This is a genomic window from Brevundimonas sp. AVps23W (genome assembly GCF_058681395.1).
Window position 1 is genome coordinate 2079788 of record NZ_CM178738.1, and the last position, 25775, is coordinate 2105562.

Sequence of the window (25775 nt, forward strand, 5' to 3'; positions counted from 1 at the left end):
GAGCGATCCGGCGGCCTTTTCATTGGTTGGTCGTCGACTGAAACCGGGGGCCGATCTGACCCTAGGCTTCGGCGGTCGCGCCTGAAGGCTCGGCCTTGCTCCGTTCGATCATGGCGCAGATGGCCAGATCCAATTGCCGGGTCACCTCGCGGGCGATGATCTTCTGCAAGGCCTCGACGATCTCGAGGCTGACCTGGGCCGACGGTCCCATCTCAGCGCGCCGCATGTCTTCCGGCATGGCGGCCAGCCGCTGTTCGGCGACGGCCCGCTTCAACACGGTGCGTTGATCGGCGAAACTGTCGACCACCGAATGCTTCTGCTCCGAGATGGAATCATACAGGTGGCGTCCCGCCGCGCCATGAGCGTCGCTCACGTCTTGTCTCCCTTGGCCTCAGGCTCAACGCCCAGTGCTCGCGTCACCTGGGCCTGCAACTGAGAGAGCATGTCCTCAGTGAATTTCTGGACCTCGGCGCTGGCCGCCGCCTGATTGGGCGCCTGGCCCAAGACCTGCGCCTTCATCAGGTCAGGCATCTGTTTGGCGGCCATGCTGAACATCTCCACGACCATGCGCTGCGCGGCCAGGACGACGGGATCCTTGCCGGGTCCCGTCGTCGCCGGTTCAGCCGAGGCCGCAGACTGTTCTTCGGCCATGGCGAGCCCCCTTTTCCGGGTCATTCCTTGTCCGACGACGCCGGAACCAGCGTGACCTTCTCGACCAATTCGCCGACCTCGATATCCGCCAGCAGCGCCTTGGCCTTGTCCATCTCGGCGGCCGCCAGGGGCGCATAGGGATCGCCCAGCAGCGGCTCCTGGATGCGATACAGCAAGGCGATCACCCTCTGGGCGGCGTCGCGCAACTCCTGGTACCGCACCTGACTGTCTTCCAGCCGCTCAGCATTCGACAGGTCGTCGGCGGCGTTCAGCCACCGTTCGGTCTCGCACCGCGTCTCGCGTTCCAGCGCCTGGGCCTCCTCGACGACGGCCTCGGCTTCGCTGGTCTTCAACACCGTCAAACTGGACATGGCATGCTCCTTGGTTCTGGGTTCAGTTTCTAGGGAAGGTCTGGACGGCCTTGGTGACGGACTCCGCCGCCAGCCCTGCCGCAATGGGCGCCGCGAACGAACTGACCAGGGCCATGGCGTAGGCGATCAGGGCCGGCTCGTTCATCCCGCCCGAGGCCAGCATCATCGCCATGGCCTTGCCCTGGACCGTGGTGCTGATCGACAGGACGTTGCGCTGATAGTCGGCGGCGTCCTGGACCGACAGGGCGGCGGCCTGGGTGGCCTTGTCATAGGCGATGACGCCCCCGGCCGAGACCCGCGTGGAGCTGGCCGGCGTGCCCTCGTCCAGCGTCGCGAATCCCAGCGCCCAGTTGGTCGAGGTCTGGACGGCGTCCTTGATCTGGCTGTTGACGGCATCGGTCACGGCGAAGCGGCTTTCTCTTCAGGCCTGGCGCTTATTTCTGCGCCGCGTTCATGATCATGGTGACGGCGCTCGAGGTCACGGCGTTGCCGATCTGCTGGAGGCCGCCTTGCGCCTGTTGCGCGTTCTGCATGGCCAGCGAGATCGAATGCGCCATGCTCTGATAGACCAGCGCCATGGACTGGGCCGGCGCTTCGCCCAGCACCTTGACGTTGGTCTGGGTGACCGCGTCGGTGACCTGCGAGTTGACGGGCGTGTCGGCGGCCATGGTTCAGATCCTGACGTTCTAGAGTTTCAGCAATTTGAGGGCGACAAGCAGGACAAGCGCATTTTCCAGACTGTTGGATGCAGGCGCCTTGTGGGCGATCCGCGTGGTGGCCAGGGCCGAGACCATGCTGCCCATCTCATAGACCTGCATGACCCCCTGGTTGGTCGCCGCCTGGGCGCAGATCGACGCCTGGCGCTGCGCCTGGACCGCGTTCTCGAACACGATCGCCGTCGAATGAGCGGCGCTCTGGTAGATCGAGCCCATGGCGATCGTCGAAGCGGAGCCCAGGACCATCAGGTTCTGCTGGGTCACCGCATCGGTGATCTGGCTATTGACGGGGGTCGGATAGGCCATGGCTCAAGCGACCGGGATTTCGAGGATCTTGGCGATCAGGGCGCCGACCGCAGCGTTGTTGATCTGCTGCATCCCGCCCTGGGCCTGACTGGCGTTTTCGACCGACAGGCTGGTGGCGTGGGCCACGGCCTGGACCGAAATGGCCACGGCCTCGGCCGGGCCTTCGCCCAGCACCTTGACGTTGGTCTGGGTGACGGCGTCGGTGATCTGCGAATTGACGGTGTCTGTCATGACGAAGCCCCCCTTCTTCTTTCCTCAGGTGACGACCGGCGGACCGTAGAAGGCCGACGGCGCCTCCTGGCGGACCTGGGACACGGCGTGCGCCGCCATCGCTGCAGGCGCGGCAAGACCGACCCCCACAGGCGCCGCCGCGCGCAGCGGCTGCATCTCCGCCAGGCTGGCGGCGAGGTATCGCGTCTGGAGCGTCGCCAACTCGGCCGCTTGCAGCGTGGACGCCGCCAAGCGGGCGGCGAAGGCGTCCGCCGAAGCCATGATGGTGATCAGGCTGGCCTGGCAGATGCCCGCCCCGGCGCACAGCAGCAGAGGCTCCTCGCGGCAGACGTCGTACGCCCGCCGGTCTTCGCGTTTCTCGTGTCTCGTCTGCGCGCTCATTCGAACGCCTCCTCGCGACGCGGCCCCAGATCCGGCCAGGGGATCACGGACGGCTTGTCCATCAGGGCCTGGACGCAGTTCATGGTGGCGACCATGCCCAGGATATTGGTCGTCTGCTGGTTGGCGACGGCGTTGTGGTACATCATGCCGCTGGCCTGATTGGCGGCCACCAGGCTCTGCATCGCCGCGAAGCTCGGTCCCGACCCGATGACGGTCAGCAGGGTGTTGGCCACCGCTTCCGCCGTGGGGGCGGTCGCCGGATTCTTGCTGAGTTCAAGCATCAGCTTCATGACGTCCTCGAAGTCGCCCAGGTTGGCGGCGGAGGCTTCCGGCGTTTTGCCCGTGGCCTTGCCCGTCTCCTTGTCAGCCGGTTTGTCGGTCGTCTTCGCCTCGGCCATGGTCGTCCTCCAGGTGTGGGCGCGGCGGGCGCCAGTCTCCCGCCGCGGCTGTCACGGATATCCGTCGTCAGCGTCAGATCGGCTTCAGGCCGCCGTCGCCCTCAGGGCGGTCAGCAGGGCCATCATGTTGTCGGGCGTGTCCGACTGGCTGATCTTGCTGGCGGCGACGGCGCCGGCCATGGTGTCCACGCTGTAGATCTGGATTACGCCCTGGTTGGTCGCAGCCTGGCCGGCGATGGCCAGCTGCTGCTGCGACGAGGCGGCGTTTTCGTAGAGAATGCCGGTCGAGTGGGCGAGCGACTGATAGATCGCGCCCATGGCCATGGCCGGGGCGTCGCCCAGCACCTTGACGTTGGCCTGGGTGACGGCGTCGGTGATCATGCCGTTGACGGGTGTCGGAAGCGCCATGTCTCAAATCCTTTGAATGAGGGTTGCAGCGAAAATCAGGAAACGGCGGCGTGCGGCCCGACGGCGCGCAGCGCGGTCAGCAGGGACAGCATGTTGTCGGGCGTATCGGACTGAGCGATCTTCGAGGTCGCCACGGCGCCGGCCATGGTGTCCACGCTGTAGATCTGGATGACGCCCTGATTGGTGGCGGCCTGGGCCGCGATCGCCAGCTGCTGCTGCGACGAGGTGGCGTTCTCGTAGAGAATGCCCGTGGAATGGGCGAGCGACTGATAGATGGCCCCCATGGCCATGGCCGGGGCGTCGCCTAGAACCTTCACATTCGCCTGGGTGACGGCGTCGGTGATCTGCCCGTTCACCGGTGTCGGAATAGCCATGAGTTGTCTCCTTACCCGTTGGATCGAGGCCCGCTGGAAGAAGATCGCCCGGCCCCGCTGAGGACGACCTCCACAGGCATGACGTCCGAAGCCGACGGATGTGAACTACTCATGGTTGATTTTCTTTTCCCATGCTCATTCACGGAGCGGGCCGCCCGCCGTCATCCCCTCGGGCGATCCAGGCGCAGGGTCATGGCTTCCCGCCCTGCCGAACAGACCAGGGAGGTGTCATCCATGGGGACCGCTTTCGACCTGCTGCTCCTCAGCCTCGCCGCCAAGGCGACGCGGCAAGAGCCCTTCGCGCCTGGCGCCGCCCGCTCGCCCACTCAACCGCCGGCGGTGAAGCCGGCCCCTCATCGGAGAACTGGTCCAATGCCGCTTTTACCCCGCGATTTTCTCTCCCTGGTTCAGGGCTGGGCCGACGCCAATGTCGGTCGAATCCGCAATGTTTGGCCCTTGGCGGGCGGCTGGGAGGCCTGGGCCCAGGCGGAGATCGCCGCCTGCGTCAACGCCGCAGCCGCAGATGCCTGGATCCAGCGCGAGCCGCGCGTCTATCCTGACAATTCCCGCGCCGACTTTCTGGTCAACGACCCGTTCCAGAACCCGCCCGCAGACGAGATCGTCGTCGAGATGAAGTGTGAATCCCTGGGCAACTGGGGCGCCTTCGTCGATGGGCTGCGCTACGATGTCTGGAAGTTGAACGGCGCCATGGGAATGGGACTGGGTCCGGCCCACAAGATGGTCTTGGGGATCTTCTTCTCCCCAGAGTCGGAGGCGGAGCTGGCCCGGCTGCACGGCTTTACGCTCACCTTTACGCCCGACCGCTCGATCGGGATCGCCAGCATGGTCTGGCAAGACTGACGCGCCGATAGGACGGGGCGGTCCTACAGACGCCCCGTCTCGGCCAGCTTGTCCAGCATCCAGACACGCGCCGGCGGCAGGGGCTTGTTCTGCGGGTGGAAGACGAACTGCTCCAGGAAATGCCCGGTCAGGTCGAAGCCCGCCTTGACGTCGCCTTCGACCAGCCCCGCCTGCGCCCCCAGCATGAAGGGCGGCAGGGTCAGCATCTTGTCGGCATAGGGGGCGCCGGCCTCGCGGCTGACCGCCCGCCCGGTGCGGGGACTGACGTAGACCAAATCGTCCGCCGTCCCCGTCGCCGCGCATTTCGACAGATCGAGCCCGAACCCCAGATCCTCCAGCAGCCCCGCTTCGAACCGCACGAAGATGGCGGGCCAGACGTCCGGCAGGGCGAAGGCCCCCATCAAGGCCTCAAAGGCCAGAAACACCCCCGGATGCGGCTCCCGCTCCGGCAAGGCGCCCTGGGCCACCCCCGCCGCCGCCGCCAGGCCGGTCAGGGCCAGGGCGTCGTCGAACAGGGCGCTGGGCCCCTCGCCCACCGGCTCCAGCCGCGCCCCGCCCAGGTGATCCGAGGTCCGCGCCCGATAGTCCGCCACCACCCGCGCGCCGGCTTGCAGGAAGGGTTTCATCTTCCGCGACGCCCCGCCCGCCACATAGGCCGCGCGCCGCCCGTGGTTCTCGGTCAGCAGGTCCACCACGGCGCCGGTGTCGCCATGGCTGCGCGCCGACAGGACGAAGGCCTCTTCATGGAAATCCATCAGTCGGCAGCGGCGGACTTGATCACGTCCACGACCGCCCTGGCCTTGTCGTTCGGCACCGTGAAACTGAGCACATACTGCTCGATCTTCCAGACCTCGCCCGGCCCGGTCCGCCTCAACAGGCCGGATCCCCGCAGCGCGCCGTAACTGTCGTTGTCCAGCTTCTCATCGAACCAGGCCACGTCGCCCGAGATGATCAGGGTCCGGTCATAGGGCCGATAGGTCCAGCCCTGTCCCCGCGTGAATATCGGTTCCGCATAGGCCTTGAAGGTTGGAATGTCCCAGTGCTCTGAGGCGTCGGTCCCGACGAACCGGGCGCCGTCGCTGAACTGGGCGAAATAGGTTTCGCCGTCCGCGTCGGCCGCCGCCTGGTGCATCCGATCCAGGGTCGCCGCCGCTTCGTCCGCCCCCCGCTGGGCGGCGGTGCTGATACGGTCGTCCCGTGCGGGGACCATGGCCGCCAGCGGCGGCGCGGATTGAAGGACCAGGGCGGTGAATAGAGCGGCGATCATGTCGCCTGTTCTAGTCCTGTTCTCAGCTTTCGGGAACGGGGTAGGTGTCCGGTGTCAGCACTTTGGCCAGCGCCAGCATGTTCCGCGCCGCGTTGCGCCCAACCCGATCCGAATAGTCGTGCCCCTCGTCGGTCTCGACATAGTCCGGCCCCGCTCCAGGGCCGAGGTGCCAATAGGTCCAGGTCTGCGCCGCCATAGTGAACCCCATGTCGAGCAGAGCCTGGGACACCGTCGCCACAATATGATGGGCGCCGTCCTCATTGCCGGTGATGACGATGCCGCCCACCTTGCCGAAGGCCACGGGCCGTCCGCTGTGGTCCGTCTCTTCGAACAGGGCGTCCATTCGCTCCAGCGCCCGCATACAGATGCTGGACATCTGCCCGACCCAGGTCGGTGTGGCGAAGACGACGATATTGGCCGCCATGATCTTTTCATGCACCCCTGGCCAGTCGTCGCCCGCCCCTTGTTGGGTCTTCACGCCCGGCTTGATGTTCAGATCGACCAGCCGGACCATCTCGACCTCAGCCCCGCCCTTCTCCAGTTCGTCGATCACCACCTGCGCGAGGGCTTCGGTGCTCGAAGTCTCGGGCGACGGCTTGAGCGTGCAGTTCAGAACAAGGGCTTTCATGGCGATCCTTCCTGTCGGTCTCTTGCTAACCTATGGTTCCGTCGGGTGTTCCATCGGATCGGCCGGATCATTTGATGGAGATCATGGACCTGCCGCCCATCCTCGACCAAGGTCGAATAGATCGCCGTAGCGGCGCCGCCTAACCGAGACGCCCAGGCCCTCCCCGGCCGCCAACCTGAAGAGTTCGATGTCACGTATCCGCAGCCAATCCCTGCGTTCCAAGGTCATGTCCGCCCAGGACGCCGCCGCCCTGATCCCCGCCGGCTCCACTGTGGGCATGAGCGGCTTCACCGGCTCGGGCTATCCCAAGGCCGTACCCTCGGCCCTGGCTACGCGGATCGAGGCCGCCCACGCCGCCGGCGACGCCTTCCGCCTGAACCTCTGGACCGGCGCCTCCACCGGCCCGGAACTGGACGGCGCCCTGGCCAAGGCCGACGGCATCGAACGCCGCCTGCCCTACAACTCCGACCCCATCGCGCGTGAGAAGATCAACTCGGGCCAGATGGACTATCTGGACATGCACCTCAGCCAGTTGGCGCCCATGGTATGGCAGGGCGTGCTGGGGCCGCTGGACACCGCCGTGGTCGAGGTCTCGGCCATCAACGCCGACGGCAGCCTGGTGCCCTCCTCCTCCATCGGCAACAACAAGACCTGGCTTGACCGGGCCGAGCGGGTGATCCTCGAGGTCAACGCCTGGCAGAATCCGGCGCTGGAGGGGATGCACGACATCTATTACGGCACGGCCTTGCCGCCCAATCGTGTGCCCATCCCCCTGACCCGGCCCGACCAGCTGATCGGCCAGCCGACCTTCCGCTGCGATCCGGACAAGATCGTCGCCATCGTCGAGACCGAGGCCCCCGACCGCAACCTGCCCTTCGCCGCGCCGGACGCCAACGCCCGCGCCATCGCCGGTCACCTGATCGAGTTCCTGAAGCACGAGGTCCGTGTCGGCCGCCTGCCCGCCGCCTTGCTGCCGCTTCAGTCTGGCGTCGGCAATGTCGCCAACGCCGTGCTGGCGGGCCTGATGGACAGTCCGTTCGAACGAATGGCCGCCTATACCGAGGTGATCCAGGACGGGATGCTGGACCTGCTGGACGCCGGCAAGCTGACCGTCGCCTCCGCCACCGCCTTCTCGCTCAGCCCCGAGGCTGCGGCAGATATGAACAGCCGGATGGAGCAGTTCCGCGGCAAGATCATCCTGCGCCCCCAGGAGATCTCAAACCACCCCGAGCTGATCCGCCGCCTCGGCTGTATCGCCATGAACGGCCTGATCGAGGCCGACATCTACGGCAACGTCAACTCGACCCAGGTCATGGGATCGCGCATCCAGAACGGCATCGGCGGCTCGGGCGACTTCTCGCGCAACGCCTTCATCTCGTGTTTCGTGACGCCTTCCACGGCCAAGGGCGGCGCCATCTCGGCCATCGTCCCCATGGCCAGCCACGTGGACCACATCACCCAGGACGTCCAGGTCATCGTCACCGAACAGGGTCTGGCCGACCTGCGCGGCCTGTCGCCGAAACAGCGGGCCAAACTGATCATCGCCCACTGCGCCCATCCCAAATACCGCGACGGCCTGACCGACTATTACGAGCGCGCGCTGAAGGGCTCCTACGGCCTCCAGTCGCCCCACCTGCTGAACGAAGCCCTGTCCTGGCACCAGCGCTACATCGACACAGGGTCCATGCTCCCCGCCTGACGGCCCAAATTTATTTCCCATCCATCCTGAACACGGCGGCGCAAGGCTTTGCGCCCCGTTTTCACCCTTCATCTCACCGCGCCCTCAAACGCCCTTAGACTGGGAGCCGGTGTTGATGGGGAGACTGAGGTATGGCGCGTTTGGCAGGTTTGGCGCCTTTGGCACGTTTGGCGCCTTTGGCACGTTTGGCGCCCTGTTTTTGCGCCATGCCGCCGGCTTGGGCCTATCGGTCCAGGGTCGTCGGGAACTCGCGGCCCAGGGCTTCGGCCATGGCCTGCTGGCTGATCAGGAAGACCTGGTCGCGCAGGTGATAATTGTTGGACAACACGATCACCGTCACATCGGCCTCGGGCTGATACAGCATCAGATTGCGGAACCCGCCCCAGCTGCCGGTGTGATAGACTTGGCGATCCTGGAAACTGGGTTGGACCTGATCGCCCAGCCGGTTCGAGAATATGCCGTAGCCCCAGTCGCGGCGCGGTCTGCCCCGCTCCTTGGGCGCGTCCGCCGGCGCATGATCGGCCAGCATCTGCTGATAGCTGAACGGCTTCAGCAGTTCCCCCCGGTGCAGCGCCCTCTGCCAGACCAGCAGATCGTCCAGCGTCGAATAGACCGCCCCGGCCCCCGCGACGATCGAGGTGTTGGCGTTCGGCTGGGCCGCCAGTCCGGCGGGGAAGTTGGCGTAACCCATGATCGCCCCATGGTCGCCGCCGTCCAGATCCAGCCCGCTGTCCTTCATGCCCAGGGGACCGAAGAAGGTCTCGCGCATATAGGTTTCGAACGGCCGTCCGCTGGCCTTCTCGACGATGGCCGCAGCCAGGTTGAAGCCGGCGTTATCGTAACGGACCTTGGTCCCCGGCGCGAACTGCAGGCCGAACCGCTTCGAATCCTCGGTCAGCTCGTCCAGGGTCGCCGGCGTCGTGCGCCGCATGCCCCAGCCCGGCCGCGCCATCAGGTCCGGGATGCCCGAGGTGTGCGACAACAGGTGGCTGATCCGCACCGGCTCCCACGCCTTCGGACAGGGCTGGATCCATTTGCAGACGGGATCGGAGACGCTCAGCCTCCCCTCATCCTGAAGACGCAGAATGGCGGTCGCCGTGAACTGTTTCGAGATGGAGGCCAGCCTGAACCGCGAGTCCAGCTTCAACGGCCGATCCTGCTCATAGTTGGCCTTGCCATAGACCTGGCGGAACAGGACCCGGTCGCCCTTGGCCACCAGAACCCCGCCCATGAACCGCCCGGCCGCGCCCTCGCGCTCCAGCCGCGCCGCCAGCTGCGGCAGATCCTCGACCACGACCAGCGGCGGACGCGGCGGCGTGTCGGGGCTGATCGCCGCCCGCATCGCATCGCTGACCGGTTTGACCGACGTCGAAAATCCGGCCCAGACCGCGCCGCCGAGGATCAGCGCCCCCAGGACGCCCAGAACGAGCCGGGGATGAGCCCCAGGGGTACGCGGCACTTCAAACACGTGAACTCAGACGTCGAAATCGAGACCGAACTGGGCGTAGAGCGCCCGCGAATCCTGCCACTTCGGATCGACCTTCACGGTCAGGAACAGGTGGACCTGGCGGCCGAGGATCTCGTTCAGCTCCTCGCGCGCCTTCTGGCCGATCCATTTCAGCGTCTGGCCGCCCTTGCCCAGGACGATCGGCCGCTGGCTCTCACGCTCGACATAGATGGTCTGTTCGATCCGGGCCGAGCCGTCGGCGCGGTCCTCGAAACTGGTGGTCTCCACCGCCGCCGAATAGGGCAGTTCCTCGTGGACGCGCAGATAGACCTTCTCGCGCGTGATCTCGGCCGCCAGCACCCGCACCGGCACGTCCGCCGCCTGGTCCTCGGGATAAAGCCACGGCCCCTTGGGCATCGACCGCGCCAGCCGCTGCTTCAGGTCTTCGACCCCGTCGCCGTTGGCGGCGGAGATCATATAGACCTCGTCGTACACGCCGCTCTCGAACAGTTTCTGCGACAGGGCCAGCAGGGTGTCGCGGCGCATACCGTCGATCTTGTTCAGCGCCAGAATGACCTTCGTCCCGGTGGACTGAAGATTGGCGATGATGGTTTCAGTGTCCTCGGCCGAGCGACGGTCGGCCGCCGTGCCTTCACGGCCTTCCGAGTTGATGTGCGACTGGGCGTCGATCAGGTGGACGACCACGTCCGCGTCCTGCGCCCCGCCCCAGGCCGAAGCGACCATGGCCCGGTCCAGGCGACGGCGCGGGGTGAAGATGCCGGGGGTGTCCACCAGCACGATCTGGGCGTCGCCTTCCATGGCGATGCCGCGCACCGGGAAGCGCGTCGTCTGCACCTTCTGGGTGACGATGGAGACCTTGGATCCGGTCAGCCGGTTGACCAGCGTGGACTTGCCGGCGTTCGGCGCGCCAATGATGGCGGCGAAGCCCGCGCGCTGGTTTTCAATATCGGTCAAATGACGCCTTCACGTTTGAGGAGAGCCGTTGCGGCCGCCTTCTCCGCCTCCTGACGCGAACGCCCCTGTGCGGTCAAGGGCTCCACGCCCTCGACGGACACCTCGACGGTGAATGTCGGCGCATGATCCGAACCCGTCCGATCCGCAACCCGATAGGTCGGCAGCGGCCGGCCCTGCCCTTGGGCCCACTCCTGCAGGGCGGACTTGGGGTTGGTCACGGACCGCGAGGGCGGGGCCGCGAACTCGGCCGCCCAGGCCTTGTCGAAAAAGGCCCGCGCCGCCTCCAGCCCGCCGTCAAGATAGACGGCCGCCAGAATGGCCTCGACCGCATCGGCGATGACCCCGGCCTTGCGACGCCCGCCCGTCTTGGTCTCGCCCGGCGACAGACGCAGGGCCGGACCGACGCCCAATGCTTCCCCCACCCGCGCGCAGGCGGTCTTGTCGACCAGAGCGTGCAGGCTGGACGACAGTTCGCCTTCATGGGCGGTGGGATAGTCCCGCGACAGTTTCTCGGCCACCAGCAGGCCCAGCACCCGGTCGCCCAGGAACTCCAGCCGCTCGTTATCGCGCGGTCCATGCACGCCGACAGGCGCGCCCTCGCCGACGCTGGCGTGGGTCAGGGCGCGTTCAAGCAAGCCCGCATCCTTGAACGGATAGCCAATGCGCGTCTGCAGCGCCGTGACCGCCTCAGCTCTCAGATTGGCCATCAGTGAAGAACGTTGAAGAACCGTCCGAGCCGAACATTGGCCCAGGTCCAGGGCTTGAACAGCGACGCGCCGGGCTCCCACGAGAACAGGATGATCTGCGCCTTGCCGACCAGGTTCTCGGCCGGGACCATGCCCACGCCGCTGGACTGTTCGACACGGCTGTCGATCGAGTTATCGCGGTTATCGCCCATCATGAAGTAATGGCCGACCGGCACCTCATAGACCGGCGTATCGTCAAGGTCGTTTCCGGGACCGAAGTCCTGGGTCATGAAGCTCTTGCCCTCCGGCAGGGTCTCGCGCACCTGCGCGACCGGATGCGCCCCAAAGATGTCGTTGATCTCGCGCTCCCTGACCACGACGTCCTCAACCGGCTTGTCGTTGATATACAGCTTGTTCGAGATCATCTGGATCCGGTCGCCCGGCAGGCCGATGACGCGCTTGATGAAGTCCGTCTTGTCGTCGCGCGGCAGCTTGAACACGACGATATCGCCGCGCTTCGGCGCCGAACCCATCACCCGGCCGTCAAACAGCGGCGGGCTGAACGGGATCGAGTGTTTCGAATAGCCGTAGGACCATTTCGACACGACGATATAGTCGCCCTCGTACAGGTTCGGCTCCATCGACGCCGACGGAATGGTGAAGGGCTGGAACAGGAAGATCCGCAGCACCATGGCGATCAGCAGGGCGAAGAAGATCGTCTTCACGATCTCCATCGTCTCGTCGCCGGCGCTCGGTTCCGCTTTCGCCTTCTTTTGGGCTTTCACCGGCGCGGCCGACGGCTCTTCGAACGGCGCGTCGCCGTCATCGCTCCAGACAGGGCGCTTCTCAGCAGCATCGCTCTTTACCGCCTCGACGGGCGCATCAGCTTCAGACGCAGCAAAGACCTCCTCCGGCGTGGGGTCGGTCGCATCGGTCTTGGCCGCCTCGGCGTCTTGCGGCTTCTGGTCTTCGCTCATGCGATCAGGCATCCCTTGCCGCGTCTGCGCGGTCGTTCAATGACGGGTATATCGCGATTACGACAGCGGCAAGGCTTCGATCACCACGAAGGCGAGTGCATAGGGGTGTTCATCGCTCAGGGTCAGGTGAATCTTGGCCTCATGACCCGCCGGTATCAGCTGCGCCAGATGCTCGGCGGCATGGCCGGTCAGTGCCAGGGTCGGCTGGCCGGAGCGCAGATTCACCACCCCCATGTCGCGCCAATAGACGTCCGCCCGCATTCCGGTGCCCAGCGCCTTGGCGCAGGCCTCCTTGGCCGCGAACCGCTTGGCGTAGCTCCAGGCCGGGTCCGGCTTCCGATCCGACCGGGTCCGCTCGATGTCGGTGAAACAGCGCTGTTTGAAACGTTCGCCGAACCGATCCAGCGAGGCCTGGATCCGCCGGATGTCCGACAGGTCCGCGCCGACCCCGATGATCACTTGGCCGCGTCCATCGCCGCCCGCATCCGCCGGATCGCAGCGTCCAGGCCGATGAAGATGGATTCGCCGATCAGGAAATGACCGATATTCAGCTCGCGGATTTCAGGAATGGCCAGCATCCGCGGGGCCGTATCGTAATCCAGACCATGCCCGGCATGGACCTCCAGCCCCAGAATGTCGGCCTGGGCCGCAGCGGCGGCGATCCGTTCGAACTCCACCTCCCGCTCGCCGGGATCGGTCAGATGGCAATAGCGGCCGGTGTGGAACTCCACCACCTGCGCGCCCACAGCCGCAGCGGCCTCGACCTGGGCCTCGGACGGCTCGATGAACAGCGACACCCGCACCCCGGCCTCGGCCAGGGCCTTCGCCACCGGCGCGATCCGCGCCTCGAACCCGGCCACCGCCAACCCGCCTTCGGTCGTCACTTCCTCGCGCCGTTCGGGCACCAGGCAAGCGGCGTGGGGACGATGACGCAGGGCGATGGCCAGCATCTCCTCCGTCACCGCCATCTCGAAGTTCAGCGGCTTGCCCGCCCGGGCGCACAAGGCGCTGAGCACCTCGATGTCGGAATCGGTGATGTGGCGGCGGTCTTCGCGCAGGTGGGCGGTAATCCCGTCCGCCCCGGCCGCCAGCGCCGCCTCGGCCGCCCGAACCGGGTCCGGATGGGTCCCGCCGCGCGCGTTCCGCACGGTGGCGACGTGATCGATATTAACGCCCAGCCTGACCCGTTCGCGCATCTCAGCTCCTCGCCAGCCCGAGCATCACTTTGAAAGTCTGCGGCTGCCCGGATCTTCGATCGGCAGGGCCGCCAGTTCCGGCGGCAGGGCGTCGGCCGGATAGGCAGGCACCTCCAGCGACGCCAGGGCGATCAAGGGCACGCCGACATCCGCCTTGCCGCCCGACCGATCCACGATACAGGCGGCGGCGACGACCTCGCCCCCGGCGGCCTGGATGGCGGCGATACACTCACGCGACGACAGGCCCGTGGTGACGATATCCTCGACCATCACCACCTTCTGCCCCGGCTCGACCGAGAAGCCGCGCCGCAGTTTAAACTGGCCGCCTTCGCGCTCGACATACATCGACGGCACGCCGAGATGACGCGCGGTCTCATACCCCGGGATGATGCCGCCCACGGCCGGCGAAATGGCGACATCCACCGGTCCGACAGTGGCGACGATCTTGTCCGCCAGCGCCTTGCACAGCCGCTCGCAGCGGTCCGTCTGCATGAAGACCAGGTTCTTCTGCAGGAAGACCGGGCTGTGCAGGCCGGAAGACAGGACGAAATGGCCTTCGCGCAGGGCGCCGGCGTCGCGGAACTCGTTGAGGACGTCTTGGGTGTTCATGGCGGCGGTCTTAGCGCCTCGCCCCGCCGAGCGAAAGGCTCAGCCTCGACCGCGATCCACGTTGTCGACCGACGGATTGGCCCGCAGCGCCGCCATGATCATGGTCGCGTGTTTCGCGTCCTCGACCTCGACATCCAGGGTCACATCGAAAAAATCCTGCTGCCGATAGGCCATCGACAGGTTGATGATATTGCCGCCGGCCTCCCCGATCAGGGTCGTCACCTGCCCCAGCACGCCGGGCGCGTTACGGATGGTGGCGTTCAGGCGAACCGCCGCCACGGCGTCGGTCTCGGCCTGAGGCGTCCATTGCAGGTCGTGCCAGACCGAATCGTCATCGGTGAAGGCGGCCAGCGACTGGCAGTCGATGGTGTGGACGGTCAGTCCGACCTCGGGCTCCAGAATGCCGACGATCCGGTCTCCCGGCACAGGCGTGCAACACTGGCCGAAATGGACGCTGACGCCCGGCGTCAGCCCACCGCCCCGGACGAACAGACGCGCCGTATCGCCCTCGATCCTCTGCTTCTCCGGCCCGGCCTTGAGCCGTCCCTTCAGCGCCGGGAACAGGGTCTCGGCAACAGTTGTCGGCGACAGCCGTCCACGCCCCAGGCTCTCGAACACATCATCGTCGGCCGCGACCGCCAGGGTCTCCAGGATCGGCTTCAACGAGACTTCCGCCAGGGTCTTGTCGATGCGCGCCAAGGTCTGCTGCAAGGCCACGCGCCCCAGTTTGACGAATTCCTCCCGCTCGGAGGTGCGGATGTGGCGCCGGATGGCCGACCGCGCCCGGCCCGTGACGGTCAGACTGCGCCAGTCGGCCGGCACCTCGCGCTTGGCCCCGCGAATGATCTCGACCACGTCGCCATTCTGCAACGGCGTGCGCATCGGCTTAAGCTCGCCATTGACCTTGACGCCGACGGCCGTGTCCCCGACCTCGGTATGGACGGCATAGGCGAAGTCCAGCGGCATGCCCCCGCGCGGCAGGGTCACCAGCCGCCCCTTGGGCGTGAAGACGAAGACCTGATCCAGATACATTTCGAGCTTGGCGTGCTCGACCCAGTCCTCGCCGCCCTCGCCGTGTTCGATCACCTGCACCAGGTGGCGCAGGTTCTGCAGCGGGTCGCGACCGCCCCCCTGCTCCATCGCCTCGCGGTCGAAGCCATAAGACTTGTTCTTGTAGCGCCAGTGGGCCGCGACCCCGTCCTCGGCGACCCGATCCATCGCCTCGGTGCGGATCTGCATCTCGATGCGCAGACCGCGCGGCCCGACCACGGTCGTGTGCAGCGAGCGATAGTTGTTCGACTTGGGCGTCGAGATGAAGTCCTTGAACCGCTCCGGCACCATCGGCCATTCGCGATGGATCACGCCCAGGGCGCGGTAGCAGTCGTCCTCGGCCTCCACGATCACGCGGAAGCCGTAGATGTCCGACAGGGACGAGAATCCGACCGACTTGCGCTGCAACTTCCGCCAGATCGAATAGGGCGTCTTCTGGCGGCCGAAGACATGGGCGCCGACCCCGGCCTCCGACAGCACCCGCTCGACTTCGCCCGCCACGCCTTCAATGGCGCGACCGTGTTCCAGCTTCAGCGCCTCCAGCCGCCGCTCGATGGCGGTCTTGGCCGTAGGGTTCAGGTGAGTAAAGGCCAGTTCTTCCAGCTCGGACGCGATCGAGTGAATACCGATCGACCGCCCCAGCGGCGCATAGACTTCCAGGGTCTCGCGGCTGATCCGCTCGCGCTTCTCAGGCTTCACATACTGAAGCGTGCGCATGTTGTGCAGCCGGTCGGCCAGCTTGACCAGCAGCACCCGCACATCCCGGCTGATGGCCAGGATGAACTTACGCAGGTTCTCGGCCTGGCGCGTATGCTCGGCTTGAAGTTCAAGCCGGCTCAGTTTGGTGACGCCCTCGACCAGGACCGCAACCTCTTCGCCGAACATCTGGGCGATGTCGTCGCGCGTCGCGGACGTGTCCTCGACCACGTCGTGCAGCAGAGCTGTGACAATGGTCGCGGTGTCGAGCTTGTAGTCGGTCAGTATGCCCGCGACCTGGATCGGGTGGGCGAAATAGGGATCGCCCGAGGCCCGCATCTGCGAGCCGTGCATCTTCATCGCATAGACATAGGCGCGGTTCAGCAGCGCTTCGTCGGCGGTGGGGTCATAGGCCTTGACGGCCTCGATCAGCTCGAACTGGCGCAGGATGGGCGCGCGCTTCGGCGCCGGCGCCGCATCATCCGCGGTCGGCATGGGATCGTTTTTATTCGCAGCTTGGGGCGCCGGCGGAACCGTTTCGGTCCGCGCCGGCAGGATAGTGACGCCAGGGGCTCCCTCGGGCGTCAGTACCGCTCCTCCTGGCCGCCGTCGCGGTCGCTTTGCAGGGCGCGGATCAGCTCGGCCTCAGCCATGTTCATGTGTTGCGGCTCGGCCAGCAGGGCGACGGTTTCCGCCTCGTCCTCGGCTTCAGTGCGCTCATCGACGCGTTGCAGCGTGGTGATGATGGTCTCGCGCAGTTCGTCCGGCACGACCGTGTCGTCAGCGATCTCGCGCAGGGCGACGACGGGGTTCTTGTCGTTATCGCGGTCGATGGTCAGAGCGGCGCCATTGGCGATGCTGCGCGCGCGGTGACCGGCCAGCAGAACCAGGCCGAAGCGGTTCGGGACCTTCTCGATGCAGTCTTCGACGGTGACGCGGGCCATGAAAATTCCTCGAACGCGGGGGAGAACCGCGTCAAATACAGATAGGGACTGTGTTTTGCAACGCTAGCGGGGCGAAAGTGCGGCGTCAGACCCGATGGGCGTCCTGCGCCACGGTCGCCGCAGCGGCCAGATCCCTCGCCACGCCGCCGTGAGGATGCACCCACCCCCCCGCGATCTCGGCGATCGGCCCCATGACGAACCGCCGCTCGGCCGACCGCGGATGCGGCAGAATCAGTCCGTCCAGATCCCCGCTCAACCGACCATAGGCGATCAGGTCCAGGTCCAGGGTGCGCGGCGCGTTGCGGACGGACCGCTGTCGGCCGAACACGTCCTCGATCCGGCCAAGCGCCGCCATCAGGGCGTGCGGATCGTGGCGCGTCTGCACGATCACCACCCCGTTCAGGAAGGGCGGGTCCTGCGGATCGGGCCAGGCCATCGACGACCACCATGACGACCGGGCCACGATGTCGATCCCTTCGCTGCGGAAACGCGCCAGCGCCGCTTCCAGCGCCTCGCGGCAAGAGGACCACACCCCCTTGTCATTACAGCCCAGCGCCACGATGACTGCTGCGTCCAGATCGAGCGCCCCGTCGATTCCCACATCGACCCGAGCCCCCGCCGGGACGCCATATTCTTCATCCCTTTCGACGGCCTCGACCATGTTTCATTCCACCGACCGCCTGGCGATCTTCATCGACGGGTCAAACCTCTACTCCGCCGCCCGCGCGCTGCAATACGACCTGGACTTCAAGCGGATGCTGGACTGGTTTCGCGAGAAGTCCGTCCTGACACGCGCCTATTATTACACGGCGGTGGTCGAGGGCGAAGAGTTCTCGCCGGTGAAGCCCCTGGTGGACTGGCTCGACTACAACGGCTTCTCGGTCGTGACCAAGCCGGTGAAGCGGTTCACCGACGGCTCCGGACACAGCCGGATCAAGGGCAATATGGATATCGAGATCGCGGTCGATATGCTGGAGTTGGCCCCGCATCTCGATCATGTCGTGCTGTTCTCGGGGGACGGCGACTTCCGCCGGGTGGTCCAGGCGGTGCAGGCGAAGGGCGTCCGCGTCACCGTCATCTCGACCCAGAAGACGCAGCCGCCACATATCGCCGACGAACTGCGCCGCCAGGCCGACGCCTTCCTGGATCTCAACGACCTGATGACAGACTTCGGCCGGCCCAAGACCGGCGGCGCCCAATGAGTCTGACGCCCGAGCCGCCGCGCGACTGCCCCCTCTGCCCCCGTCTGGTGGACTATCGCCGCGAGAACGCCCGTCAGAACCCCGACTGGTGGAACGGTCCCGCCCCCTCCTTCGGAGACCCGAACGCGCGCCTGCTGGTCGCCGGCCTGGCGCCGGGTCGCACCGGCGCCAACCGCACAGGCCGTCCCTTCACCGGCGATCACGCAGGCTGGCTCCTTTACGACACCCTGAAGAAGGCCGGATTCGCCCAGGGGTCTTATGATCCGGACGGAAACGACGACCTGAAACTGGTGGACTGTATGATCACCAACGCCGTCCGCTGCGCCCCGCCCGGCAACAAACCCCTGCCGATCGAAGAGACGACCTGCCGCCCCTTCCTGATCGACCGCCTGGCCCTGCTGCCCAATCTCAAAGTGATCGTCACCCTGGGCGACGTCTCCCGCCGCAATATTCTGAAGGCTTTCGGCCGCCCGGCCTCGTCCATGCCGGCGGGCCACGGGGCGGAAGGCGAGGCCGGCGGATATGTGATCCTGAATTCCTATCACTGCTCGCGGCTCAACACGAACACGGGCCGCCTGACCCCCGCCATGTTCGAAGCCGTTTTCGAGCGGGCGCGAGACCTGATCGCCCGCTAACCATCAACTGTTACTCGCCTGTCGCACGAATACGCCAATCTCCAAATAAGGCGGAACAGAGGCGAGCCTTTGGCGTTCGTCTCCCAGCGGGAGGCTGGACTATGCGACGCACGAACGGGGTGTTTTCACGCAGCGAGCGCAGGCTCGCGCTCTTGGCTGCGGTCATCGTGGTGGCGGTGACGACGCTGACCTTGCTCACGGGAGGCTTGTTCAACCCCTCGGCGGGAACAGGGGGGCGAACAGGATACGGATTCGCCGATCTGCCCGGCGTGTCCGACGCTCGACCGCTGGGTTAAGCGCTCGGCCCGCTGAAAGCTCGGTTCAGCCCTTGTCCCGCATCAGCCGGGCCTTGTCGCGCTGCCAATCCCGCTCGGCCGAGGCTTCGCGCTTGTCGTGCAGCTTCTTGCCCTTGGCCAGGGCGATCTCAAGCTTCGCCTTGCCCGCGTCGTTCAGATACAGTTTTAGCGGAATGATCGTCTGACCGTCGCGCTGCACCGCCCCGATCAACCGGTCGATCTGCTTTCTGTGCAACAGCAGTTTGCGGGGCCGGCGCGGCTCGTGGTTGAAGCGGTTGGCCTGTTTGTACGGCGGGATGTCGGCGTTGATCAGGACGATCTCGCGCCCCTCCACCGCCGCATAGCTTTCGGCGATATTGGCCCGTCCGTCGCGCAGGGCCTTGATCTCGGTGCCCAGCAGCTGGATTCCGGCCTCGATATTGTCCTCGAGGAAATAGTCGAACCGCGCGCGACGGTTCTCAGCGATCACCTTGGACTTCGACTGCGGCTTTGGCGCCATCAGACGACGCCCGCATCCGCCATGGCGCGGTCGATCAGCGGCTTGACCTCATCCGACGTCGGCGACAGCGGCAGGCGCGCCTCCTCGCGGCACAGACCCAATCGGGCCAGGGCGTATTTGGTCGGCGCCGGCGAATTGTCGAGGAACAGCGCCTTGCACAGGCCGATCAGACGATCCTGCCAATCGCGGGCGGCGGCGTAATCCCCGGCCGCCAGCGCATTGTGAAGCGCCACCATGGCCTCGGGCGCGACGTTCGACGCCACCGAAATCAAACCGACCCCGCCGTGGGCGTGATAACCCAGATAGCTGGAATCATCGCCCGAGATCAGATCGAACTGGCCGCTGATGTTGGCGCGCATCCAACTCGCCCGGCTCATGTCGCCGGTGGCGTCCTTGATGCCGACGATGTTCGGATGGACCGCCAGCCGCGCCACCGTCTCATTGGCCAGATCGGCCCCGGTTCGTCCCGGCACGTTGTACAGCAGGATCGGCAGTTCGACCGCATCGGCGACAGCCTCGAAATGCGCCGCCATGCCCGCCTGCGAAGGACGGATATAATAGGGGGTGACGATCAGCGCCCCATCCGCCCCCACCGCCTTGGCGTGACGGGTCAGTTCGACGGCCTCTTTGGTATAGGGCGATCCGGTCCCGGCGATGACCTTGACGCGCCCCGCCACCAGCCGGACGCACAGGTCGATCACATGCTTGTGCTCGTCCAGATCCATGCTGGCGCCCTCCCCCGTCGTGCCGACGGGTACGATACCGTCGACGCCTGCGGCGATCTGACGCTCGACGAGGGTGGCGAATGCGGCTTCGTCCACGTTTCCGTCATGAAGTGGTGTGATCAGGGCGGTGATCACGCCCTTGAACAAGGGGGCGGTCATGGGACTAGCTAGCCTGCGTGGGGAGGGGCGATGGACGAATGTCCAGAACCTCTGTCTTTAAGAGCGCGGGACGTTAGGTCGCCAGCGGCTTCGCCGCAACCGGGATGAATGAGAACAGGAAATATCATGATCGCGACCAGCCTGGCGGCGGCCCTCGCCGTCCTCGCTCCGACCCCGCAGGACGCCCTGCCTGGTCAACCTGTTCCCTATTCCGCCGTCTCACAATCCGTTCCCGGCTACAGCCCCACCTACCAGGGCCGCGTCCTCAATGATCAGGACACGGCGCTGTTCCGCCAGGGCCTGGCGGCGGCGCGAGCGCGCGACATCCCGGGCGCCCAGTCCGCCATCTCCCAACTGGGCGACCCGACGGCGCGCAAACTGATTGAATGGGCCCTGATCGACACCTCGGGCGAACAGCTATCCTACGCCGAACTCGCCCAGGCCCAGACCGCGTTGAAGGGGTGGCCGCGCGCCGAATCACGTCGCGCCGCCGCGGAAGCGGTTCTGGACCGCGTCGGCGCCACGCCGGACGCCATCATGGCCCTCTTCTCCGACCACCCGCCCGAAACCGTACAAGGCGCCATCGCCAACACCTCGGCCCTCGAACAGCGCGGACGGCGGCGCGAGGCCCAGGCCCTGATCCGCGACTGGTGGCGGACCCGCTCGTTCGACGCCGAACCGCAATCGCGCATCCTCGCCCGCTGGGGCGGCGAGCTGACCCTGGCGGATCATGAGGCGCGGCTGAACATGCTGCTGCTCGGCCCGCACGGCCCGGCGACGCGCGCCATGCTCAACCTGGTCTCGCCAGAACGGGCGGCCATCGCCAATACGGTCATGACGCTGCGCACCGCCTACAGCCCCGACGCCGTCATCGCCGGCCTAACGCCCGCCCAGGCGGCCGATCCTGCGGTGACGCTGGAACGGGTCCGCATCCTGCGTTCGCAGAACCGCCAGTCGGAAGCCTTCCCGCTTCTGGCCAATCTGCCGCCCGCACCTGCCCACTCGGCGGGCGACAACACCCTGTGGACCGAGCGCCGCAACTATTATCTCGACGCGCTTCAGCAAGGAAACTGGCGCGCCGCCTATGACGCCATGAACGGCCACGGCTTCACCTCCGGCGACCGGATGGTGGACGCGGAGTTCTTCGCCGGCTGGGTCGCCCTGACCAAGCTGAATCAGCCCGAAGTCGCCGCCCGCCATTTCGAAGCCCTGCGCACCGCCTCCTCCACTCCGATCACCCAGGGCCGCGCCTATTACTGGCTGGGCCGGGCCGCCGAGGCGCGGGGCGAGCGCGACGCCGCCCAGACCTATTATCGCAACGGCGCCCAGCACTGGCAGACCTTCTACGGCCAGTTGGCGGCGGAAAAGGCGGGACTGACCACCCTGCAACTGCCCGGCGAGTCGGCTCCGACCCAGGCCGACATCACCCGGTTCGAGTCCAACGAACTGGTCCGCGCCACCCGCATTCTGGGAGAAACCGGCGAGACCAGCCTGCTGCGCGTCTTCGCCTACCAGCTCGACAATGATCTGCCGACCATCGAAGATCTGGCCCTGCTGATCGACCTGACCCGCAGCTATGGCGAAGGCTTCACCGCCATGATGGTCGGCCGCGCCGCCAGTCAGCGTGGTTTCGTCATGCCCGAACGCATGTACCCGGTCCGAATCCCGCCCCAGGTCGCCGGCGCCGCGCCGCTGGAGTTCACCCAGGCCATCACCCGCCAGGAATCCAGCTTCGACCCCCGCGCCCGCTCCGGCGCCGACGCGCGCGGCATGATGCAGTTTCTGCCCTCCACGGGGGCCGGCGTCGCCCGTCGCCTGGGCATGAGCTTCTCAGCCGAACAGCTGTGGGATCCGGACTACAACATGACCCTGGGCAGCTATCACCTGGGCGAGCTGATGGCGGCCAATAACGGCTCCATGCTGCTGGCCACGGTCGGCTACAATGCCGGCCCGGCCCGTCCGAACCAGTGGATCGCCCGCTGCGGCGACCCGCGCGGCGACGCCAATGCGGCGATCGACTTCATCGAATGCGCCCCCTTCACCGAGACGCGCAACTATATGATGCGGGTCATGGAGAATATGGCGGTCTACAAGGCCCGTCTGAACGGCGGGTCGGCGCCCCTGACGCCCTCGGCCGACATCGCGCGCGGCGCGGCCGTCGGTCCTCGCCCCTATATGGCCTACTGAGCGCGGCGGGCCGCCAGCAGCGGCCCGTCCGGCCCCTGGATCCATTGCCCGTCCAGGCCGAACACGCGTCGGAGCACGTCCGGCTCCAGCGCTTCCATGGGCGGGGCGTCCGCCACGACCTGCCCCTTGTCCAGGACCACGACCCGGTCGGCGACGGCGGCCGCCAAGGTCAGATCGTGCAGACTGACCAGCACCCCGGCCCCACTGTCGGCGCGCGCGCGCAGCCGCTCCAGCACCAGGCGTTGCGCATCCGGATCGAGGCCCGCGATGGGCTCGTCCGCCAGGAGCAACGGCGCATCGGTCGTCAGGGCGCGGGCCAGTAGCACCCGGGCGCGCTCGCCGCCCGACATCTCGGCCACGCCACGATCCGCTAGGTGGGCGATGCCGACCTCGGCGAGGGCGGCATGGGCCCGGACCAAGGCGTCGGCGCCGGACAAGAAGGGCGCGCCCAGGGCGGCGACTTCGACGGCCGGAAGATTCCAGGCGATGCGGCGTTCCTGCGGCAGATAGGCGATGCGTCTGGCGCGCTCTCGCGGCGAGAGCGTCCTGACGTCGTCTCCATTCAGACGAGCCACACCACCATTCAGCTCAAGCAGACTCGCGAACGCCTTGATGAGGCAGGATTTCCCCGCGCCATTGGGACCGACCAAGGCGACCAGTTGGCCATACTCGACCTGCACGTCCGCACCGTCCAGCACCTTGCGGCCGCCGAGGCTAGCATCGGCGTCCCACATCGTCAGAGGCGCGATCACAGCCGCCATTCCCGCGCCGCTCGCCAGGCGATCAGGGCGAACAGGGGCGCGCCGATCAGGGCGGTGAACACCCCCAGCTTCAGCTCCTGATCCGTCGGCGTCAGCCGCGCCGCCAGATCGGCGACCACCAGCATCAGTCCGCCGGCCAGGGCCGAAGGCGCCAATATCCGTCCCGCGTCCCCCCGCACCGCCGCCCGCACCAGATGGGGCGCCGCCAGACCGACGAAGCCGATCACGCCCGCCACGGCCACCGCCGCGCCCGTCGCCACCGCCGCCGCGATCAGGGCGAAGACCCGCAACCGCCCCATGGACAGGCCAGACGCCGCTGCCGTCTCGTCGCCCAGGGTCAGCATCCGCAAGCCTTTCGCCGACAGCCCGGTGAAAACCGCCGCGACCGCAAGTGCGGGCGCGACCCAGGCCACATCGACCCAGCTCCGGTTCTGCACCGATCCCAACAGCCACGACATGACCTCGGCCTGGGCGATGGGCGACGGCGACAGGTTGAAGATCAGGGCGGTCGCCGCACCCGCAAAGCTGGACAGGGCGACCCCGAACAGGATCAGCGCCTCGGGCGCCCGCATCAGTCCGGCGGCGACGATCAGCAATCCGCCCGCCACCCCGGCCCCGACCAGGGCCGAAATCTCGACCGCTCCAGCCACCACAGCGCCGCCCAGAACAATGGCGAGCGCCGCCCCCAGAGCCGCCGTCGCCGACACGCCCAGCACCCCAGGATCGGCCAGCGGATTGCGGAGCAAGCCTTGCATCACCGCCCCCGCCAGTCCCAGGCAGGCCCCGACGACCAAAGCACACACGGCGCGCGGCGCCCGCACCTGCCACAGCACTTCCCACGGCCCCGAGGCCGGGTCGCTGAACGCCGCCGCATATTGAGCGCCGTCAAAACCCGTCTCGCCGAACAGGACCGCCGCCGCCACAGCCGCCAGGCAGACCAATCCCAGTATCAGACATAACCGAACCGTCCGGCTCATGGCCGTCCCTTCGCCATCATCTCCACCCCGTCCGCCGCGAACCAGGCGGGGCAGGTCAGCACCGCCGCAGGCAGTTTCGCCGCCGTTCGGCCCTGGGCGGCGCGTTTCACCACCGGGTGACGCCCCGGCCCCCGCCAGTCGGCCCGCAATTGATCAAAGAACCCCAGCACGAAACGGATCGGCGGCTCCAGCGCTATCCGCTCGACGCTGATAGCCCCAAAGCCCGGCGCTTTGGTCAGATTGCGGAACCCCGCCGCCCGCATCATCGCATCCATCAGCGTGCCCGGCCCGGACGTATAGCCGCCCGAGGTCAGATAGACCGCGCCCGGCTTCGGGCCTGCGGCAGGCGGCGCCGCGCGATCCAGCTTGGCCTGCATCGTCCGTTCCAGCCGCGCGCCGCGCTCGACCTGTCCCAGTCCCAGCGCCGCCACACGGATGTTAGCCCGCACGCCGTCCAGATCGGTCGCGTCCGCTATGGTGACCACCTTGGTCCCGCGCTGCTCCAGGGCCGCCAGCAGCCGAGGCTCGCCGCCCCAATATCGCACGACCACATCGGGTTTGAACCCGACCGCCGCCTCCAACGTAGGGCGCAGCCGCCTATGCCCGGCGGCCTCGCGCCGCATCCAGGCGTCAGGATCGTCGGCGCGCGGCGACAGGGCCAGGTCGGCGTCGGGCGCCAGGGCCAGAACATACTGATCGGCGCACTGATCCAGCGCCATCACCCGCAACGGCCGCGCCTCGACGCTTCCGGTCGCAGCCAGAAGCACAGCTCCAGCCGCCAGCCCCCAGACCGGTCTCACGGCTTCAGCAGACCGGCGAAGACGGCGTCCAATGTGGTCTTCACCAGGGTGTCGCGGTCGGCCCAGGGGAAATAGGGCTTGGTGATCATCAGCGAGACCACGCCGTGGGTTGCGGCCCAGATCGCCTGGGCGATGGTGCGGGGATCGCCCGTCATCCGCCCCGCCGCCACGGCTTCGCCCACGAGCCGTTCGAACGCCGAGAACACGCCCGCCCCCAGTTCCTGCGACAGGCTCTGGGCGCCTTCGCGCGCCTCGACGGGCCGGGTCAGATAGATCAGCCGGTAGGCGTTCGGATGGTCGAAGCCGAACTGGGCATAGGCCTCGATCATCCGCCTCAGACGCACCTCAGGGGCTGCGTCCAGCGCGTCCAGCGACGCCCCGGTCGCGATCAGTCGGCCGAAGGCGTCCCGGCATATCTCTTGAAGGATCGCCCCCTTGTCGGGGAAATGCATATAGAGCGCCGTCGAGGACAGGCCGACCTCGTCGGCGATCTTGCGGATCGTCGCGCCTTCGTAGCCGTGCTCGACGAAGATGCGTTCGGCGGCGGCCAGGATTTCTCCACGCCGCGAATGGCCTTCGCCCTTGGGTTTGCGATTGGAACGCGAGGATGGCGAAACGACGGACAACGGCGACTCCGGATCAGGCCGCCGTTGAATAGCGACA

35 protein-coding genes are annotated in these 25775 nt (G+C 66.9%); 5 read left to right on the forward strand and 30 right to left on the reverse strand.

The window, feature by feature from the left end:
- Positions 1-61: 61 nt before the first annotated feature.
- The 11 genes from ACW177_RS10115 to ACW177_RS10165 form a co-directional block, all read right to left on the reverse strand.
- Positions 62-373, reverse strand: coding sequence for a hypothetical protein (locus tag ACW177_RS10115; protein WP_492025595.1), 312 nt, complete (start codon positions 371-373; stop codon positions 62-64).
- The gene (locus tag ACW177_RS10120; protein ID WP_492025596.1) at positions 370-651 is read right to left on the reverse strand and encodes a hypothetical protein; all 282 of its coding nucleotides are present in this window, start codon (positions 649-651) and stop codon (positions 370-372) included. The genes ACW177_RS10115 and ACW177_RS10120 overlap by 4 nt, the downstream gene beginning before the upstream one ends.
- 20 nt (positions 652-671) lie before the next feature.
- The gene (locus ACW177_RS10125; protein ID WP_492025597.1) at positions 672-1022 is read right to left on the reverse strand and encodes a hypothetical protein; all 351 of its coding nucleotides are present in this window, start codon (positions 1020-1022) and stop codon (positions 672-674) included.
- A gap of 22 nt (positions 1023-1044) precedes the next feature.
- Entirely contained in the window at positions 1045-1425 is a 381-nt protein-coding gene (locus ACW177_RS10130) for a hypothetical protein (RefSeq protein ID WP_492025598.1), read from the reverse strand.
- Between the two features lie 31 nt (positions 1426-1456).
- Positions 1457-1690: a RebB family R body protein gene (locus ACW177_RS10135; RefSeq protein ID WP_008262209.1), complete on the reverse strand. Its 234-nt coding sequence runs from the start codon at positions 1688-1690 to the stop codon at positions 1457-1459.
- A gap of 18 nt (positions 1691-1708) precedes the next feature.
- Complete coding sequence (locus tag ACW177_RS10140; RefSeq protein WP_492025599.1) at positions 1709-2044, reverse strand: RebB family R body protein; 336 nt, start codon at positions 2042-2044, stop codon at positions 1709-1711.
- Between the two features lie 3 nt (positions 2045-2047).
- A complete protein-coding gene (locus ACW177_RS10145; RefSeq protein WP_492025600.1) occupies positions 2048-2275 on the reverse strand; it encodes a RebB family R body protein in 228 nt (75 codons plus the stop codon).
- 24 nt (positions 2276-2299) lie between these two features.
- A complete protein-coding gene (locus ACW177_RS10150; RefSeq protein WP_492025601.1) occupies positions 2300-2656 on the reverse strand; it encodes a hypothetical protein in 357 nt (118 codons plus the stop codon).
- Positions 2653-3054: a RebB family R body protein gene (locus ACW177_RS10155; RefSeq protein ID WP_492025602.1), complete on the reverse strand. Its 402-nt coding sequence runs from the start codon at positions 3052-3054 to the stop codon at positions 2653-2655. The genes ACW177_RS10150 and ACW177_RS10155 overlap by 4 nt, the downstream gene beginning before the upstream one ends.
- 84 nt (positions 3055-3138) lie before the next feature.
- Complete coding sequence (locus ACW177_RS10160) at positions 3139-3462, reverse strand: RebB family R body protein (RefSeq protein WP_492025603.1); 324 nt, start codon at positions 3460-3462, stop codon at positions 3139-3141.
- 35 nt (positions 3463-3497) lie between these two features.
- On the reverse strand, positions 3498-3836 hold the full coding sequence (locus ACW177_RS10165) for a RebB family R body protein (RefSeq protein WP_267513023.1): 339 nt from the start codon (positions 3834-3836) through the stop codon (positions 3498-3500).
- Between the two features lie 372 nt (positions 3837-4208).
- Between ACW177_RS10165 and ACW177_RS10170 the strand changes: the two genes are divergently transcribed.
- Positions 4209-4697, forward strand: coding sequence for a hypothetical protein (locus tag ACW177_RS10170; protein ID WP_492025604.1), 489 nt, complete (start codon positions 4209-4211; stop codon positions 4695-4697).
- A gap of 23 nt (positions 4698-4720) precedes the next feature.
- Here the strand turns inward: ACW177_RS10170 and recO are convergent, their stop codons facing one another.
- From recO to ACW177_RS10185, 3 genes are read right to left on the reverse strand one after another with little or no spacing between them, the layout of a single operon-like run.
- Positions 4721-5452, reverse strand: coding sequence for a DNA repair protein RecO (recO, locus tag ACW177_RS10175; protein WP_492025605.1), 732 nt, complete (start codon positions 5450-5452; stop codon positions 4721-4723).
- Positions 5452-5964: a nuclear transport factor 2 family protein gene (locus ACW177_RS10180; protein ID WP_492025606.1), complete on the reverse strand. Its 513-nt coding sequence runs from the start codon at positions 5962-5964 to the stop codon at positions 5452-5454. The genes recO and ACW177_RS10180 overlap by 1 nt, the downstream gene beginning before the upstream one ends.
- Positions 5965-5986: 22 nt before the next feature.
- The gene (locus ACW177_RS10185) at positions 5987-6592 is read right to left on the reverse strand and encodes a flavodoxin family protein (protein ID WP_492025607.1); all 606 of its coding nucleotides are present in this window, start codon (positions 6590-6592) and stop codon (positions 5987-5989) included.
- Positions 6593-6779: 187 nt separating this feature from the next.
- Between ACW177_RS10185 and scpC the strand changes: the two genes are divergently transcribed.
- Positions 6780-8291: a succinyl-CoA:acetate CoA-transferase ScpC gene (scpC, locus tag ACW177_RS10190; protein ID WP_492025608.1), complete on the forward strand. Its 1512-nt coding sequence runs from the start codon at positions 6780-6782 to the stop codon at positions 8289-8291.
- Between the two features lie 223 nt (positions 8292-8514).
- On the opposite strand, the gene ACW177_RS10195 is transcribed toward scpC, so the two are convergent.
- The 10 genes from ACW177_RS10195 to folK all read right to left on the reverse strand — a co-directional run bounded on the left by ACW177_RS10195 (position 8515) and on the right by folK (position 17532).
- Positions 8515-9750 (reverse strand): serine hydrolase domain-containing protein, encoded by a 1236-nt coding sequence (locus tag ACW177_RS10195; protein WP_492025609.1) that lies wholly within the window; start codon positions 9748-9750, stop codon positions 8515-8517.
- A gap of 15 nt (positions 9751-9765) precedes the next feature.
- A complete protein-coding gene (era, locus tag ACW177_RS10200) occupies positions 9766-10713 on the reverse strand; it encodes a GTPase Era (RefSeq protein ID WP_492025610.1) in 948 nt (315 codons plus the stop codon).
- On the reverse strand, positions 10710-11420 hold the full coding sequence (gene rnc, locus ACW177_RS10205; protein ID WP_492025611.1) for a ribonuclease III: 711 nt from the start codon (positions 11418-11420) through the stop codon (positions 10710-10712). Before rnc ends, era begins: the two co-directional genes overlap by 4 nt.
- On the reverse strand, positions 11420-12376 hold the full coding sequence (gene lepB / locus ACW177_RS10210) for a signal peptidase I (protein ID WP_492025612.1): 957 nt from the start codon (positions 12374-12376) through the stop codon (positions 11420-11422). Before lepB ends, rnc begins: the two co-directional genes overlap by 1 nt.
- Before the next feature lie 57 nt (positions 12377-12433).
- Positions 12434-12835 carry a holo-ACP synthase gene (gene acpS / locus ACW177_RS10215; RefSeq protein ID WP_492025613.1) on the reverse strand — a complete coding sequence of 134 codons (402 nt, stop codon included), beginning with the start codon at positions 12833-12835 and terminating at the stop codon, positions 12434-12436.
- Positions 12832-13572 (reverse strand): pyridoxine 5'-phosphate synthase, encoded by a 741-nt coding sequence (locus tag ACW177_RS10220; protein WP_492025614.1) that lies wholly within the window; start codon positions 13570-13572, stop codon positions 12832-12834. Before ACW177_RS10220 ends, acpS begins: the two co-directional genes overlap by 4 nt.
- A gap of 24 nt (positions 13573-13596) precedes the next feature.
- On the reverse strand, positions 13597-14181 hold the full coding sequence (gene pyrE / locus ACW177_RS10225; RefSeq protein ID WP_154726190.1) for an orotate phosphoribosyltransferase: 585 nt from the start codon (positions 14179-14181) through the stop codon (positions 13597-13599).
- A 39-nt stretch (positions 14182-14220) separates the two neighbouring features.
- The gene (locus ACW177_RS10230) at positions 14221-16422 is read right to left on the reverse strand and encodes a RelA/SpoT family protein (RefSeq protein WP_492025615.1); all 2202 of its coding nucleotides are present in this window, start codon (positions 16420-16422) and stop codon (positions 14221-14223) included.
- A gap of 89 nt (positions 16423-16511) precedes the next feature.
- Positions 16512-16871 (reverse strand): DNA-directed RNA polymerase subunit omega, encoded by a 360-nt coding sequence (gene rpoZ / locus ACW177_RS10235; protein WP_271166033.1) that lies wholly within the window; start codon positions 16869-16871, stop codon positions 16512-16514.
- Between the two features lie 85 nt (positions 16872-16956).
- Entirely contained in the window at positions 16957-17532 is a 576-nt protein-coding gene (folK, locus tag ACW177_RS10240; protein WP_492025616.1) for a 2-amino-4-hydroxy-6-hydroxymethyldihydropteridine diphosphokinase, read from the reverse strand.
- Here folK and ACW177_RS10245 point away from each other — a divergent pair.
- Positions 17531-18073 (forward strand): LabA-like NYN domain-containing protein, encoded by a 543-nt coding sequence (locus tag ACW177_RS10245; protein ID WP_492025617.1) that lies wholly within the window; start codon positions 17531-17533, stop codon positions 18071-18073. The two genes, folK and ACW177_RS10245, sit on opposite strands and share 2 nt — an antisense overlap.
- Positions 18070-18708, forward strand: coding sequence for a uracil-DNA glycosylase (locus ACW177_RS10250; RefSeq protein ID WP_492025618.1), 639 nt, complete (start codon positions 18070-18072; stop codon positions 18706-18708). The genes ACW177_RS10245 and ACW177_RS10250 overlap by 4 nt, the downstream gene beginning before the upstream one ends.
- 321 nt (positions 18709-19029) lie before the next feature.
- Here the strand turns inward: ACW177_RS10250 and smpB are convergent, their stop codons facing one another.
- Positions 19030-19503: an SsrA-binding protein SmpB gene (gene smpB, locus ACW177_RS10255; protein ID WP_492025619.1), complete on the reverse strand. Its 474-nt coding sequence runs from the start codon at positions 19501-19503 to the stop codon at positions 19030-19032.
- Positions 19503-20387: a 4-hydroxy-tetrahydrodipicolinate synthase gene (gene dapA, locus ACW177_RS10260; RefSeq protein ID WP_492025620.1), complete on the reverse strand. Its 885-nt coding sequence runs from the start codon at positions 20385-20387 to the stop codon at positions 19503-19505. Before dapA ends, smpB begins: the two co-directional genes overlap by 1 nt.
- Positions 20388-20513: 126 nt before the next feature.
- Here dapA and ACW177_RS10265 point away from each other — a divergent pair, with 126 nt between their 5' ends.
- Entirely contained in the window at positions 20514-22574 is a 2061-nt protein-coding gene (locus ACW177_RS10265; protein ID WP_492025621.1) for a lytic transglycosylase domain-containing protein, read from the forward strand.
- Here the strand turns inward: ACW177_RS10265 and ACW177_RS10270 are convergent.
- From ACW177_RS10270 to ACW177_RS10285, 4 genes are read right to left on the reverse strand one after another with little or no spacing between them, the layout of a single operon-like run.
- Positions 22568-23335, reverse strand: coding sequence for an ABC transporter ATP-binding protein (locus ACW177_RS10270; protein WP_492025622.1), 768 nt, complete (start codon positions 23333-23335; stop codon positions 22568-22570). The two genes, ACW177_RS10265 and ACW177_RS10270, sit on opposite strands and share 7 nt — an antisense overlap.
- Positions 23323-24312, reverse strand: coding sequence for a FecCD family ABC transporter permease (locus ACW177_RS10275; protein WP_492025623.1), 990 nt, complete (start codon positions 24310-24312; stop codon positions 23323-23325). The genes ACW177_RS10270 and ACW177_RS10275 overlap by 13 nt, the downstream gene beginning before the upstream one ends.
- Positions 24309-25112, reverse strand: coding sequence for an ABC transporter substrate-binding protein (locus tag ACW177_RS10280; RefSeq protein ID WP_492025624.1), 804 nt, complete (start codon positions 25110-25112; stop codon positions 24309-24311). Before ACW177_RS10280 ends, ACW177_RS10275 begins: the two co-directional genes overlap by 4 nt.
- Complete coding sequence (locus ACW177_RS10285; RefSeq protein ID WP_492025625.1) at positions 25109-25738, reverse strand: TetR/AcrR family transcriptional regulator; 630 nt, start codon at positions 25736-25738, stop codon at positions 25109-25111. Before ACW177_RS10285 ends, ACW177_RS10280 begins: the two co-directional genes overlap by 4 nt.
- Positions 25739-25775 lie beyond the last annotated feature (37 nt).